The organism is Nitratireductor sp. PBL-C9, assembly GCF_050877045.1.
Lineage (GTDB): Bacteria > Pseudomonadota > Alphaproteobacteria > Rhizobiales > Rhizobiaceae > Nitratireductor > Nitratireductor aquimarinus.
Window position 1 is genome coordinate 135,580 of sequence record NZ_JBPAXW010000003.1, and the last position, 13,496, is coordinate 149,075.

13 protein-coding genes are annotated in these 13,496 nt (G+C 64.6%); 7 read left to right on the top strand and 6 right to left on the bottom strand.

All coding sequences use genetic code 11. The features are described from left to right. Nucleotides 1–12 precede the first annotated feature (12 nt). The 3 genes from ACRTG1_RS08165 to ACRTG1_RS08175 are packed head-to-tail and all read right to left on the bottom strand — an operon-like array spanning nucleotide 13 to nucleotide 2,545. Nucleotides 13–1,281 carry a CCA tRNA nucleotidyltransferase gene (locus tag ACRTG1_RS08165; RefSeq protein ID WP_432516059.1) on the bottom strand — a complete coding sequence of 423 codons (1,269 nt, stop codon included), beginning with the start codon at nucleotides 1,279–1,281 and terminating at the stop codon, nucleotides 13–15. After that, on the bottom strand, nucleotides 1,281–1,919 hold the full coding sequence (locus ACRTG1_RS08170; RefSeq protein WP_113155835.1) for a CoA pyrophosphatase: 639 nt from the start codon (nucleotides 1,917–1,919) through the stop codon (nucleotides 1,281–1,283). The genes ACRTG1_RS08165 and ACRTG1_RS08170 overlap by 1 nt, the downstream gene beginning before the upstream one ends. After that, a complete protein-coding gene (locus tag ACRTG1_RS08175; protein ID WP_432516205.1) occupies nucleotides 1,916–2,545 on the bottom strand; it encodes a DUF1285 domain-containing protein in 630 nt (209 codons plus the stop codon). Before ACRTG1_RS08175 ends, ACRTG1_RS08170 begins: the two co-directional genes overlap by 4 nt. 161 nt (nucleotides 2,546–2,706) lie before the next feature. Here ACRTG1_RS08175 and ACRTG1_RS08180 point away from each other — a divergent pair, with 161 nt between their 5' ends. The 4 genes from ACRTG1_RS08180 to ACRTG1_RS08195 are packed head-to-tail and all read left to right on the top strand — an operon-like array spanning nucleotide 2,707 to nucleotide 9,544. Continuing rightward, the gene (locus ACRTG1_RS08180; RefSeq protein WP_113155836.1) at nucleotides 2,707–3,729 is read left to right on the top strand and encodes an AAA family ATPase; all 1,023 of its coding nucleotides are present in this window, start codon (nucleotides 2,707–2,709) and stop codon (nucleotides 3,727–3,729) included. A 28-nt stretch (nucleotides 3,730–3,757) separates the two neighbouring features. Then, nucleotides 3,758–4,675, top strand: coding sequence for a DUF58 domain-containing protein (locus ACRTG1_RS08185; RefSeq protein WP_297560489.1), 918 nt, complete (start codon nucleotides 3,758–3,760; stop codon nucleotides 4,673–4,675). After that, the gene (locus ACRTG1_RS08190) at nucleotides 4,672–7,482 is read left to right on the top strand and encodes a DUF4159 domain-containing protein (RefSeq protein ID WP_432516060.1); all 2,811 of its coding nucleotides are present in this window, start codon (nucleotides 4,672–4,674) and stop codon (nucleotides 7,480–7,482) included. Before ACRTG1_RS08185 ends, ACRTG1_RS08190 begins: the two co-directional genes overlap by 4 nt. A 1-nt stretch (nucleotide 7,483) precedes the next feature. Continuing rightward, nucleotides 7,484–9,544, top strand: a complete 2,061-nt coding sequence (locus ACRTG1_RS08195; protein ID WP_432516061.1) for a hypothetical protein — start codon at nucleotides 7,484–7,486, stop codon at nucleotides 9,542–9,544. 161 nt (nucleotides 9,545–9,705) lie between these two features. On the opposite strand, the gene ACRTG1_RS08200 is transcribed toward ACRTG1_RS08195, so the two are convergent. After that, nucleotides 9,706–10,215 carry a GNAT family N-acetyltransferase gene (locus ACRTG1_RS08200; RefSeq protein ID WP_206994065.1) on the bottom strand — a complete coding sequence of 170 codons (510 nt, stop codon included), beginning with the start codon at nucleotides 10,213–10,215 and terminating at the stop codon, nucleotides 9,706–9,708. A gap of 276 nt (nucleotides 10,216–10,491) precedes the next feature. Here ACRTG1_RS08200 and ACRTG1_RS08205 point away from each other — a divergent pair, with 276 nt between their 5' ends. Further along, entirely contained in the window at nucleotides 10,492–11,481 is a 990-nt protein-coding gene (locus ACRTG1_RS08205; RefSeq protein WP_317090044.1) for a glutathione S-transferase family protein, read from the top strand. Nucleotides 11,482–11,698: 217 nt separating this feature from the next. On the opposite strand, the gene ACRTG1_RS08210 is transcribed toward ACRTG1_RS08205, so the two are convergent. Continuing rightward, the gene (locus ACRTG1_RS08210; protein WP_206544047.1) at nucleotides 11,699–12,184 is read right to left on the bottom strand and encodes an NUDIX domain-containing protein; all 486 of its coding nucleotides are present in this window, start codon (nucleotides 12,182–12,184) and stop codon (nucleotides 11,699–11,701) included. Nucleotides 12,185–12,303: 119 nt separating this feature from the next. Here ACRTG1_RS08210 and ACRTG1_RS08215 point away from each other — a divergent pair, with 119 nt between their 5' ends. Further along, nucleotides 12,304–13,224 carry a metallophosphoesterase family protein gene (locus tag ACRTG1_RS08215; protein ID WP_113155843.1) on the top strand — a complete coding sequence of 307 codons (921 nt, stop codon included), beginning with the start codon at nucleotides 12,304–12,306 and terminating at the stop codon, nucleotides 13,222–13,224. Between the two features lie 3 nt (nucleotides 13,225–13,227). Here the strand turns inward: ACRTG1_RS08215 and ACRTG1_RS08220 are convergent, their stop codons facing one another. Then, nucleotides 13,228–13,407, bottom strand: a complete 180-nt coding sequence (locus ACRTG1_RS08220) for a DUF3955 domain-containing protein (protein WP_224873383.1) — start codon at nucleotides 13,405–13,407, stop codon at nucleotides 13,228–13,230. On the opposite strand from ACRTG1_RS08220, the gene ACRTG1_RS08225 reads away from it, so the two are divergent. Beyond that, nucleotides 13,336–13,491 carry a hypothetical protein gene (locus ACRTG1_RS08225; protein WP_224873384.1) on the top strand — a complete coding sequence of 52 codons (156 nt, stop codon included), beginning with the start codon at nucleotides 13,336–13,338 and terminating at the stop codon, nucleotides 13,489–13,491. The genes ACRTG1_RS08220 and ACRTG1_RS08225 overlap by 72 nt on opposite strands. Nucleotides 13,492–13,496: the final 5 nt, after the last annotated feature.

The following is a 13,496-nucleotide window of genomic DNA, read 5'->3' on the forward strand; positions in this document are numbered from 1 at the left end:
CCCCGAAAAGGGTCAGCCTGCGGTCGAAATCATATCTGCGGCGCGCTCAAGCAGCGCGTCGCGCTTCAACGAGAAATCAGACTCGATCCACTCGTCCTGAAGCCGCGACAGGACTTCACCGACCGCGCGCCCCTTTTCCAGCCCGAGCTTTGCCAGATCGCCGCCATCGACCGGAAGCACCGGCTTCTGCCATGCGGCGGCGAGCTTCATCAGACGGGTGAAGCCGGCAGCCTCCATCAGCGCCTTGTCATCCTCGGCAGCGCGCGCCCGTGCGCTCACAAGCGCCAGCTTCAGCCGCCACAAAAGACCTTTTTCATCAGACCGGTAGGCAATTTTTCTGAATCCGGCCTCATCGAGATCAGGCTGCGGAACGGGTGCCCTCGCCCAGCCCATCAGCGTCGCCTTTTCCGCGTTGGAAAGGCGCAGCCGCTTGCCCAGTTCCGATATGCGCGGCTCATGGGGCGGAATGATCGCAGCAAGTCGCAGAAGCGGCTCCGGCTCCCAGCCAAGCGTACGCTCCGCCTCCATCAGCGGGCCGATCGTGTCGATGCCCCATTTCTCCGATTCCGGCAGGATCTTCGTCAGCACACCGGTCTGGCGCATCCACAGAAGCGCACGCGAGGGATCGGGCGCGGACAGAAGCTTCTTGAGCTCCGCCCAGACACGCTCGGCGGAAAGACGCTCCAGCCCGTCGCGGTGACGCGTGCAGGCCTTCAGCCCGGCGGCATCCGGACGGCCAGCGCCATACCAGGCGAAAAAGCGGAAGAAACGCAGAATGCGCAGATAATCCTCGGTGATGCGGGTGTCCGCATCGCCGATGAAGCGCAGGGTGCGGCTGTCGAGATCCGCAAGCCCGCCGACCAGATCGATGATGTCGCCATCGGCGCGGGCATAGAGCGCGTTGATCGTGAAGTCGCGGCGCTCGGCATCGTTCTGCCAGTCGCGCCCGAAGGTGACGCTGGCGCGGCGGCCATCGGTTTCCACGTCGGCGCGCAGCGTCGTCACCTCATAGGCGTGACCATCGGCGATCACCGTCACGGTGCCGTGATCGATGCCCGTCGGCGCGGTGCGGAAACCTGCCTTGCGCGCGCGGCGCACGGTCTCATCCGGCGTCGTGGTGGTGGCGATATCGATGTCGGTGACAGGCTGGCCAAGCAGCGTGTTGCGCACCGCGCCGCCGACGACGCGCGCCTCATCGCCCTCGGTGGAAAGGGCTGCGAGCAGTTTCTGAAGCTTTTCGTCGGCCAGCCATTGCGATTCTGAAATCAGTCGCTTGTCCATCAAGCATAAAGTCTTTCGTAAAGGGTGCGGATAATGCCGGCGGTCACGCCCCAGATGAAGCGCTCGCCGAATGGCATGGTGTAATAGAACCGTTCCTTCTCCTGCCACAAACGGCTTTCGCGCCGATGGTTGGCGGGATCCATGAGAAAGGCAAGCGGCACCTCAAAGGCGGCATCCACTTCGTCGGGATTGAGGTGCAACCGGAAGCCCGGACGGACGATACCAAGCACCGGCGCGATGCGATAACCGCTGCCGGTCGAGTAATCGGGCATGCGTCCGACCACATCCACGATGCGGGGCCGAAGGCCGATTTCCTCATCCGCCTCGCGGAGCGCCGCAGCCTCGGGCGACACGTCCTCCGGGTCGATGCGGCCGCCGGGAAAGGCGATCTGGCCGGAATGGTTGCGCAGCGCCAGCGTGCGCTGGGTCAGGATGACCGACGCGCCATCGGCGTGATCGACAACCGGAATGAGCACCGCCGCATCGCGCAGGCCGGGCCGGACGATCATTTCGCGCAGGTCCGGGTTCAGGCTGTGATCGCCATAGTCTTCCGCCCCTGCCGGTCCCTGCTGTCTTGCAGCGCGGCGGCGGAATTCCTCTGCCGAGAACAGGCTTTTGGGCGCGGTCGTCATGGTCATTGCGAAAGTCTATGCAGTTCGGCGACGGGCATCACGGGAAAAACCGAACCGCGCGAGCGGATGGCAAACATGAGCTGCCCGTCGATCTCGATCTCCTCGCCCGCCTCCACCAGATCATACATGACAGAACGGGCCACCAGCGCCTCGAGACGCCCGCGCACATGGAGATAGGGTTTTAGCCCGCCGGTCTCGGGCTGGTCCACGAAGCGCAGTTCATGCTCTGGCCCGGCCTCGACCACATCGCCGACATTGGTGCGGAAAGTGAGCGCCTGGTCTTCGCCCGCGCCGGTCACGACCATCTCCACGGCGAGGAAAGGCGCATCCTCGACGCGGATGCCGACTTTTTCCACCGGAGTTACGAGATAGGTTTTGCCGTCCTCATCCTTGCGCAGAACGGAGGAGAAAAGCTGTACCAGCGCCGGGCGGCCAATCGGCGTTCCCATGTAGAACCAGGTGCCATCGGCTTTGATCTCCATGTCGAGATCGCCACAAAAGGCGGGGTTCCAGCGCTCGACGGGCGGCGCGCCTTTTCCGGAGCGGGCCGCGCGCGCTATCATTGCCTCAAGACTGACGGCGTCGCCAGCTTCAGCGAGACTTGATGTGCTCTTAGTCGTTTCATCGTCCATGGTCACGAAATAGTCACTGTTGTTTCGCTTGTCAGCCTTGTTCAGTGTTTTAAATTTCCCAAAGGGACGTGACGGTACGAATCGCTTCAGACACGTGCCGGCCTGGTCCGTTCCTCCCGCCCCGCACTATACCCGCGGGCCTCAACAAGGATCGAGACGGCATGAGCATTGTTTCCAAGAACGAAGTCCCCGGCGAAAAGCCCATGAGCGACAAGGAGATGATCGCCGAGGCCGAACGCGCGCTTGCGGACATCGCCCGGGTGCGCGATGGCGTCGGACAGGTGATCTTCGGCCAGGAAGCGGTGGTGGAGCGCACGCTGGTGGCGCTGCTGGCCGGCGGCCATGCGCTTCTCGTCGGCGTTCCGGGGCTGGCCAAGACCAAGCTGGTGGAAACGCTCGGCGTCGTGCTCGGCCTCGACGCCCGACGCATCCAGTTCACGCCGGACCTCATGCCCTCCGACATTCTGGGCTCGGAAGTGATGGAACAGGATGAGAAGGGCAAGCGCTCCTTCCGATTTCTCCCCGGTCCGATCTTCTCGCAGCTTTTGATGGCCGACGAGATCAACCGCGCCAGCCCGCGCACCCAGTCGGCCCTTCTCCAGTCGATGCAGGAATATCACGTGACCGTGGCCGGCCACCGGCACGACCTGCCCGCGCCCTTCCATGTGCTCGCGACGCAGAACCCGCTGGAGCAGGAAGGCACCTATCCGCTGCCGGAAGCGCAGCTCGACCGCTTTCTGATGCAGGTGGACATTCTCTATCCCGAACTCGAAGCCGAGCGGCGCATCCTTCTGGAAACCACCGGTGTGGGCGAAGCGGAAGCCGCCAATGTGCTCACCGCCGAGCGGCTCAAGGAGATCCAGATGCTGATCCGCCGCATGCCGGTGCCCGAAAGCGTGGTCGACGCCATTCTGCAGCTCGTGCGCACGGCAAGGCCGGGCGTTGGCAATCCCGACACCGACCGCCATGTGGCTTGGGGCCCCGGCCCGCGCGCCAGCCAGGCGCTGACCCTGTGCGCCCGCGCCCGCGCGCTTTATGACGGACGGCTCGCGCCCTCGGTGGACGATGTGCGCGCACTCGCCGAACCCGTTCTCCAGCACCGCATGGCGCTCACTTTCGCGGCCCGTGCAGAAGGCATGACCGTGCGCGACGTGATCCGGCGTCTCGTGAAAACGCTCGACTAATGGGCGGCCTGCCCCAGATAGGATCTTGATGGCAAAGATCGGCGAAGTTTCCACACCGGTTGCATCGAACGATGCGCTGGTTCGCGCTCGCGCGCGGGCCGCGCTGATGCCTGACCTGCTGGTGGACGCCCGGCGCGTGGCCAACAATGTGATCGCCGGCTGGCATGGCCGCCGCAAGCGCGGCATCGGCGAGAATTTCTGGCAGTTCCGGCCCTATGTGGATGGCGAGGCCATCTCGCGCATCGACTGGCGGCGTTCGGCGCGCGACGATCATCTTTATGTCCGCGACCGCGAGTGGGAGGCTGCCCACACGGTGTGGCTCTGGGCCGACCCGTCGCCGTCCATGCTCTTCAAATCCTCGCTTGCGCCAACCGCCAAGGAATCGCGCGCGCTGGTCCTCACCCTTGCGCTGGCCGAGCTTCTGTCACGCAGTGGCGAACGCATTGCCTGGCCGGGCGTCACCGACCCGTTTTCCGCCCGCAACGGCGCGGAGCGGCTGGCGACGCAGCTCATGCATGCCCCGAGCCTTCCCGCGCGACCAGACCTCTTGCAGGTGCGCCGCTTCTCAGATGTGGTGCTGGCGAGTGATTTCCTCGATCCGGTGGAAGAAACCATCGCCTGGCTCGACCAGCTGGCGGGCCGTGGCGCACGCGCCCATCTGATCGAGATTGCCGACCCGGCGGAGGAAAGCTTCCCCTATTCCGGCCGCACCGAGTTTGCCGACCCGGAAACAGGCGACAAGCTGACGGCAGGCCGCGCCGAAACGCTGGCCGACGATTATCGCCGGCTTTATCTCGCGCGGCGCGAAGAACTTGCCGGCTGGTGCAAGCGGCTTGGCTGGAGCTATACCGTGCACCACACGGACCGGCCAGCCGCACAGGCGCTCGTAACGGTCCACAACGCCATGAGCGTTGACGCAGGCTTCGGCATGGAGGGCGGGCTTTGAACTGGCTTTCCCTCTCTTTCGCACAACCGTTTCTGCTCTGGGGCCTGATCGCCCTGCCGGTGATCTGGTGGCTCTTACGTCTCACCCCGCCACGCCCGCAGACCGAAACCTTTCCGCCCCTGAAAATTCTGGCCCGCGTGGCAAAGCGCGAGGAGACGCCCCACAAGAGCCCGTGGTGGCTGACCCTGCTCAGGCTGCTGCTTGCCGCACTGGTGATCCTGGCGCTGGCCGATCCGGTGTTAAACCCGCGCGAGAAGGCGGCCGGCGACGCTGCGGCGCTCGCCATCGTGCTCGACAATGGCTGGGCTTCCGCGCCCGACTGGGATGAACGCGTGGCCACCGCAGCACGCCTGATCGAAGACGCCCGCGCCAATGAACAACCGGTTGTTCTGGCGCTGACGGCTGAAGAACAGAACCAGGAAATCGGCCCGTTCGACGCCGACACCGCGCTTGAAAGGCTGAACGCCGCGCAGCCCCGCCCCGTGCCGGGCAACCGGCCTGTAATCTATGGCCGGGTGGCAGGCGCGCTGGAAGACTTTCCGGGTGCGGCCATTGCGGTGCTCTCCGACGGGCTCGCGGCGACGGGCGATGAGGCGGCGTTCGGCGAACTGTTCGCCAGCGCACCGGGCGAAGTTCTCTGGGCATCGCCCGAGCGGCTCGGCCTTCTCGCAGCAACGGATGCGCAGAACACGGCGGAAGCCTTCGAAGTAACGGCGACACGCGCTGCAGGCGACACCGGGCCACGTCAGGCGGTCGCCTTTGCGAGCGACGACAGGGGCCGGCGCATCGCCGAAACCACGATCACGTTCGGCGTCGGCGAAACCCGCGCCGTGGGCGCGATGCGCCTGCCGTTTGAGCTGCGCAACGATTTCGTTTCCGTGGGGCTTGAGGGTGAAAACCAGGCCGCCGCCCTTCGGGTTCTCGATGAAAACAGCAAGCGCCGGCGGATCGGCCTGATCTCCCAGAGTGAGGCGGATCAGGCGCAGCCGCTCCTTTCGCCGCTCTACTATATCGAGCGCGCGCTCTCGCCCTTTGCCGACCTGTTGCAACCCTCAAGCGCGGAACTGACGGAAGCGCTGCCGGAGCTTCTGGAGCAGAACCCGGCCGTGATCGTCATGGCCGATGTGGGCACGCTTCCCGCATCACCCCGTCAGGCGCTGATCGACTGGGTCAACGCCGGCGGCACGCTGGTGCGTTTTGCCGGCCCAAGGCTCGCCGCAGCCGAGAATGACGAAGACCTGCTGCCGGTGCGGCTGAGGCTGGGGGAACGCTCGCTGGGCGGCGCGCTCTCCTGGACCGAGCCGCAGCCCGTGGCGGAGTTCCCGCCCAATGGCCCCTTCTCCGATCTCGCCCCGCCCCGCGACGTGACGGTGAACCGGCAGGTTCTCGCCGAACCTTCGCCCGACATCGTGGAACGCAGCTGGGCCAATCTGGCCGACGGCACACCGCTGGTAACCGGCATTGCGCGCGGCGAAGGGCAGATCGTGCTCTTTCACGTCACGCCGGAGGCCACATGGTCGAACCTGCCGATTTCCGGCAGTTTCGTGGAAATGTTGCGCCGGATCGTCCAGTTCTCGCGCAATCAGGGCACCCTCAATGAGCCGGGCGCCGAAGGCGGACGGGCACTTGCCCCCTACCGCATGATTTCCGCCGACGGACGCCTCGTCCCTCCATCGGGCGATGCCGAGCCGCTTGCCGCAGGCGCAACCGCCGTCACGCTCAAGAACCCGCCCGGTCTCTATGGCAGCGAAGAAGGCGTCGTGGCGCACAATCTGCTCGCACCCGATGCAGAACTCACCCCGATCACCCGCCCGGAGGCCCCTGCCCCGATGACCGCGATCAGCTATGGCTTCGATGAGCAGCAGCCGCTGAAGGGGCCGCTCTTTGCCGCCGCCCTCGCACTGCTTGCGCTCGATACGCTGGCCGTTCTGTGGCTTGGCGGACGACTGCGCCGCAAACCGCAACTGGCCAGGGGCGCGGCCGCCATGCTCGCCATGGGACTGGCGCTTGCAATCATGTCGCCGGATACAGCCCGCGCGCAGGACGAGCGCACCGGCGAGGCCGACGCCATCGCCGCCATCTCGCAGACACGCATTGCCTATGTGCTGACCGGGCTTTCCTCGCTCGACGCCACGAGCCGCGCAGGCCTTCAGGGGCTTTCCACCTTCCTCGCCGCCAAGACCGCGCTCGAACCCGGAGAGCCGGCAGGCGTCGACATCGCAACCGACGAGCTCTCCTTCTACCCGCTCATCTACTGGCCCATCGATCCCGACGCACCGATGCCCGGCGAAGAAGCAATAGCCCGCATCGACGCCTACATGCAGTCGGGCGGCACGGTGCTGTTCGACACGCGCGACCAGTATTCCACCGGCTTTGGCTCGGATGCGGTGACGCCAGCAACGCAGCGCCTGCGCGACATCCTTTCCGGTCTCAACGTTCCGCCGCTGGAACCGGTGCCGGAAGATCACGTGCTGACCAAGGCCTTCTTCATCCTGCCTGAGTTTCCGGGCCGCTATCGCGGAAGCCCCCTCTGGGTGGAAGCCTCGTTCAACGCCCCCTCACGCACCGACCGCCCGGTGCGGGTGGGCGACGGGGTGACGCCGATCATGATCACCGGAAACGATCTGGCCGGAGCCTGGGCGCTCGACGCCAATGGCGAGCCGCTTCTGCCGACCGTGCCCAACGATCCGCTGCAGCGCCTTTATGCCTACCGCGCGGGCGTGAACATCATGATGTACATGCTCACCGGCAACTACAAATCGGACCAGGTGCATGTGCCGGTCCTGCTTGAACGACTGGGGCAGTAGCATGAACTGGTCGCTCAGTTTCGAACCCTTCTTCTCCTGGCCAGTACTGGCCGCCCTACTCGCGCCCGTCGCGCTTCTGGCGCTTGCCGGTCTGTGGACACGGCAGCGCGGGGCGTGGCTGCGGCTTGCAGCCCTTGCCGCCCTGGGTGCAGCGCTTGCCAATCCCGTCCTTCTCGATGAGGAACGCGAACCGCTCAAGAGCGTCGTGGCCGTGGTGGTGGACGAAAGCCAAAGCCAGACCACCATCGACGGTCGCAGCGAGATGACCGACCAGGCCGCTGCCGAACTGGAAGCACGGCTGGCGCGTTTCAAGGAATTCGAGACCCGCGTGGTGCGCACGGGCCGCGCGTCTTCCGCCACGGAAAACGCACAGACACATCTCTTCGAGGCGCTGGACGGCGCGCTGCGCGACGTGCCGCCTTCCCGCGTCGGCGGGGCGGTGCTGATCACCGACGGGCAGGTGCACGACATTCCCGAAAATGCGGCAGCCCTTGGCGCGCCGGTTCATGGTCTGATCACCGGCGAAGCGGACGAAATGGACCGCCGCATCCGTTTCGAACGCGCGCCGCGCTTCGGCATTGTCGGCAAGCCGCTGGAGATGACCTACCGGGTGATCGCCACGGACGAGCAGCGCGGACCGGTGGAAGTGCGCGTCATCATCAATGGCGAGGAACTGTTCATCGAAGACGCCCTGATCGGCCGCGAAACACGGCTCGAGATCGACGTGCCGAGCGCCGGGCGCAACATCATCGAACTGGCCATCGACCCCGTTGAGGGCGAGCTGACCGACGTGAACAACCGTGCGGTCGCGCTGGTCGATGGCATCCGCGAGAACCTGCGGGTTCTGCTGGTTTCGGGCGAGCCGCATTCTGGCGAACGCACCTGGCGCAACCTTCTGAAATCCGACGCCTCTGTGGATCTGGTTCATTTCACCATTCTGCGTCCGCCGGAGAAGCAGGACGGGACGCCCATCAACGAACTGTCGCTGATCGCTTTTCCCACCCGCGAGCTCTTTGTGGAGAAGATCGACGATTTCGATCTCATCATCTTCGACCGCTACCAGCACCGCGACGTTCTGCCGATCCTCTATTACGACTACATCGCCGAATATGTGGAGAATGGCGGCGCGCTTCTGATTGCAGCCGGACCGGAATTCGCCGGCAACCAGTCCATCGCGCGCACCCCGCTCATCTCCGCTCTGCCGGGTCTGCCAACCGGCGACGTGCTCGAACAGGGGTTTTACCCCCGCCTGACCGAAACCGGCGAACGCCATCCGGTCACGCGTGGCCTTGAGGGCTCTGCATCCGAACCGCCGGAATGGAGCCGCTGGTTCCGTCTGATCGGCATCGACCGGCCCGACGGTCAGGTGGTGATGCAGGGCGCGAACGACCAGCCGCTTCTCATCCTCAACCGCAAGGGCGAAGGCCGCGTCGGCATGTTCCTGTCCGATCAGGGCTGGCTGTGGGCACGCGGGTTCGAAGGCGGCGGCCCGCATGTGGCGCTTTATCGGCGCATCGCCCATTGGCTGATGAAGGAACCGGAGCTGGAAGAGGAGCGCCTTTCAGCGGCAGGTCGCGGCATGCGGCTCGAAATCACCCGCCAGACGATGGAAGAGGGCGCGCCGCCCGCCGAAATCACCACGCCGTCCGGCAATCTGCTTTCCGCAGAGCTTGGCCCGGCTGGCCCCGGCCGCTTCTCCACCAGTCTGGAAACCAACGAGATCGGCATCTACAGCATCGCCAATGGCGAGCTGACGACGCTCGCCCATGTCGGCCCGGTCAACGCACCGGAATTCGGCGACATGGTTTCGACGCTGGAGAGGCTCACCCCGGCAGCGGATGCAACGGGTGGCTCGGTGCGCCGCATTGCCGATGGCAATCTGCCCAACATCGTTCCCGTCCGCCGTACCGGCACCGCTTCGGGCAATGACTGGATCGGGTTCAGAACAACGGATGACAGCGTGCTGAAGGCCGTGCGCCGGGTGCCCGTCTTCACCGGCCTTCTGGCGCTCGCCCTGCTGCTCTTCGCCTTCGGTGCCATGTGGTATCGCGAGGGACGCTGAGGGAAGCGGCTTCCCGCCCCCGTGGTTCGACAGGCTCACCATGAGGGCTGTGGTTGTGCAGCGGGGGCATCAGCTTGAACCGCAGGCACCACCCGAGCCCTCATGGTGAGCCTGTCGAACCACGGGGGCGGAGCGGTTTTCCGCAGTTTTTCTGGACTGCGCTATCGCGCCAGCGCCGCGTGGGTGACATCACCCTGAAGGCGGGCGACCGCGCCTTCCTGCAATTCCACCGCCAGAAGCCGGTTTGGATCAACCGGGCGCGGCATCTCGATCTGGCCATAGGGGATTTTCTCAAACCCCAGCGGCCCGTAGTAAGGCGCATCTCCCACGAGCACGACAGCGCCCGCTCCGGCCTCACGCGCGGCCTCGATGGCGATGTGCACCAGCTTGCGGCCGATGCCGATGCTCTTGAAGGCAGGCCGCACGGCCAGCGGCCCGAGCAGAAGCGCCCTGCCCTCGCCGGCGGCGATCCACGTCATCCTCACCGAGGCGATCACCACATCCTGATGAATGGCGACAAAAGAGAGCGCACGATCATGCAGGCCGCCTTCGCGGATCTTGTAGGCCGCGCGGGTGAAGCGGCCGGGGCCGAAGGCTTCTTCGTTGATGAGTTCGATTTCAGCGTCGTGGGCCGGCTGTTCCGGCAGGTAATGAATTTCGGCAGAAGCCATGATCGTCTAGTCCGGTGGTCTCGAAAGGTGGAAGCGGCCATAGGCCCGCCCGCCCCATGCCAGGGGCCTTTAGTCCTTTCGTCGTCGCTCCACCAGAAACAGGATCATGTCGTGCGTTTTCCTCGCTGAATGGTTTTCCCGCTACCAGCAATTCCCTGCCTCGTCCACTGGAACTTTACCGCGGAACCAAAATTGTTGACGCAGTGTTTACAACCAGAACGGTTGGGTTCACCCCGGCAATAACCTACATGCGGCTGGAACAAAGGAGTTTCGAGAATGGGTTTGCTCGTTGACGGTGTCTGGCGCGATCAGTGGTACGACACTTCCAAGACCGGCGGCCGCTTCGAGCGGTCCAAATCGCAGTTCAGGGATTTCGTCACGAAGGACGGCGCACCGGCTGAAGGCCGCGAGCGCGGCTTCAGGGCCGAGCCCGGGCGCTACCACCTCTACGTATCGCTCGCCTGCCCGTGGGCGCACCGCACGCTCATCTTCCGCAAGCTGAAGAAGCTGGAAGACGTGATCTCCGTTTCGGTCGTCCATCACTTCATGGGTGAAAATGGCTGGACCTTCCTCAGGGAAGACGGTGCGACGGGCGACGACCTCTACGGTTTCGACTTCATGCACCAGATCTACACCAAGGCCGACCCGGATTATTCCGGCCGCGTCACCGTGCCGGTGCTGTGGGACAAGAAGACGGAAACCATCGTCTCCAACGAGTCGGCGGAGATCATCCGCATGCTGAACGAAGCGTTCGATGAGTGGGGCGACGCCTCGCTGGATTTCTATCCGCAGGACCTGCGCGCCGAGATCGACGCCACCAATGATCTTGTCTACGACAACATCAACAATGGTGTTTACAAGGCCGGTTTCGCCACCACGCAGGCCGCCTATGAAGAGGCGTTCAAAGCGCTCTTCGATACGCTGGATCAGGTGGAGGACCGCCTCTCACGCCAGCGCTACCTCACCGGCTCACAGCTGACGGAAGCCGACTGGCGGCTGTTCACCACGCTGGTGCGGTTCGACCCCGTCTATGTCGGTCACTTCAAATGCAACCTGCGCCGGATCGACGACTATCCGAACCTGTCGAACTATCTGCGCGAACTCTATCAGGTGCCGGGCGTGGCCGAGACCGTCGACATGCTGCACATCAAGGCCCACTACTACGGCAGCCACAAGACCATCAATCCGACCGGCGTGGTGCCGCTCGGACCGGAGCTCAATCTGGACGCACCGCACAATCGCGGTGAATGGGCAAAGGCCGCCTAGGCCTCCATTCTCTAAGGAAAGGGCGCAACGGTCAAAGCCCCCTTCTCCCCGCTTGCGGGGAGAAGGTGAGGATGAGGGGCGAGTGCCTGCGGTGGCGACCAGCACATGGCACTGAGTGAAAGCGGGAACATTGTTCGTGGCAGCGCCCGCCCCTCATCCGCCTGCCGGCACCTTCTCCCCGCATGCGGGGAGAAGGACGGAAATCAGCACCGCCGCGCTACCACTCGTCGGAAACGGGTGCGTTGTCGAAAATCTCCGCGATGCGGCGGCGGGTGCCGTCGCTGGTGCCATCCGGCAGCGCGTCCAGCGGGAAGAAACGCGCCTCGGCAATCTCACGGTCAGGCACATGCGGATGCGTCTGACGAAAGCCGGTGATGAGATAGACCGCCACATGGTCACGATTGCTGGCCATGCGGTTGAAATGAAACGACCGCAGAACCGGCCGTTCGAGGATCTCGATATTGCCTTCCTCGACAAGCTCGCGCGAAAGCGCCGCCTCGGTGCTCTCGCCCGGCTCCACACCGCCACCGGGAAAGTGCCAGCCCTTCACATAGGTGTGCCGCACGAGGAAGACCGCATGGTTTTCCGCGTCATAGACCACACCGCGCATGCCCAGCGTCATGGGCCTGCTCAACCGCAGCCAGAAATGAAAAAGACGGGCGCTGAGCGCCGCCTTTCGGGGCGGTGAAGCGGGTGCGTTCATCGGTTGCCCCCGGATCGGCCTTCGACAGAGAAGCGGCCAGACCGAAAACCGGATGACACTTTTCGCTCCGGTGCTCTGGCGGGCTGGTCAGCGCGGTTTGCGTGTTCTACACACGAAACATGTTTCGCCTTGCGCATTTTTCCGACATCCATCTGGGGCCTCTCCCCGCTGTTACCTATCGTGAGCTCGCTTCCAAGCGCATCACCGGCTACATCAACTGGCGGCGCAACCGAAGGCTCAATCTCGACCACGGCCTGATCGACCGCATCACCGACGACATGCTCGAAGCCGCGCCCGACCACATTGCGCTTACGGGCGATCTGGTCAACCTCGCGCTCGACAAGGAAATCGAGATGGCGCGGCTCTGGCTGGAGAGCCTCGGACCTGCGGACAGGGTCTCGGTGGTGCCGGGCAATCATGACGCCTATGTGCCGGGCGCGCTTGCGCGCTGCTGCCGCGCCTGGGCCGCCTACATGACCGGCGACGACGGGACACCCCCAAAAGGCAAAGACGCGTTCCCCTATCTGCGGGTACGCGACCAGGTCGCCATCATCGGCGTTTCCTCGGCCCGCGCAACCGCGCCCTTCATGGCGTCGGGCCATTTCTCGAAAGCGCAGGCCAAGCGGCTGGCGAAGATGCTCGACGCCACCCGGGAGGCCGGGCTGTTCCGGGTCGTGATGATCCATCATCCCCCCGTGCGTGGCGCGACCAATGCGAGCAAGCGCCTTTACGGCATCGGCCGGTTCCAGAAACTGATCCGCAAGCATGGCGCGGAACTCATTCTGCACGGCCACACACACAAGCCGACCGTCCACCGCATCGACGGGCCAAGCGGAGCTTCCGTGCCGGTCGTCGGCGTCGCTGCAGCCGGCCAGTCCCATGGCAGCGCCAAACCGCCCGGTCACTACAATCTCTTCGAAATCGACGGAAAGCCGGGCGCGTGGGAGATCCGCTTTTCCCGCCGCGGCGTGACCGATGGCAATGGCACGATAGGCGAGGTTTCGGGCGCGCTCCTTACCGGAGACGTGCAGGCCGGCTGAGGATCAGGAGGCGCGCACGCACCGCCATGCAGCAATGCCAAGGCCGAATGTGCCGCTCGCCGCGCCAAGGGCCACGGACAGGGAACCGAGCGCAATCAGCGCAAACGGCTCATGCAGAAAACCTTCGGCATCAACACTGCTGCCAATCCAATTGGCTGCAAACAGACAAGCGCCACCGGCCACAACCAGAAAAACGGCGCAAAAGAACAGAAACTTCATCAAAATCGCTCGCAAACAGGTCCCTTCATCACGCAGGAAACCACATAAAGCGG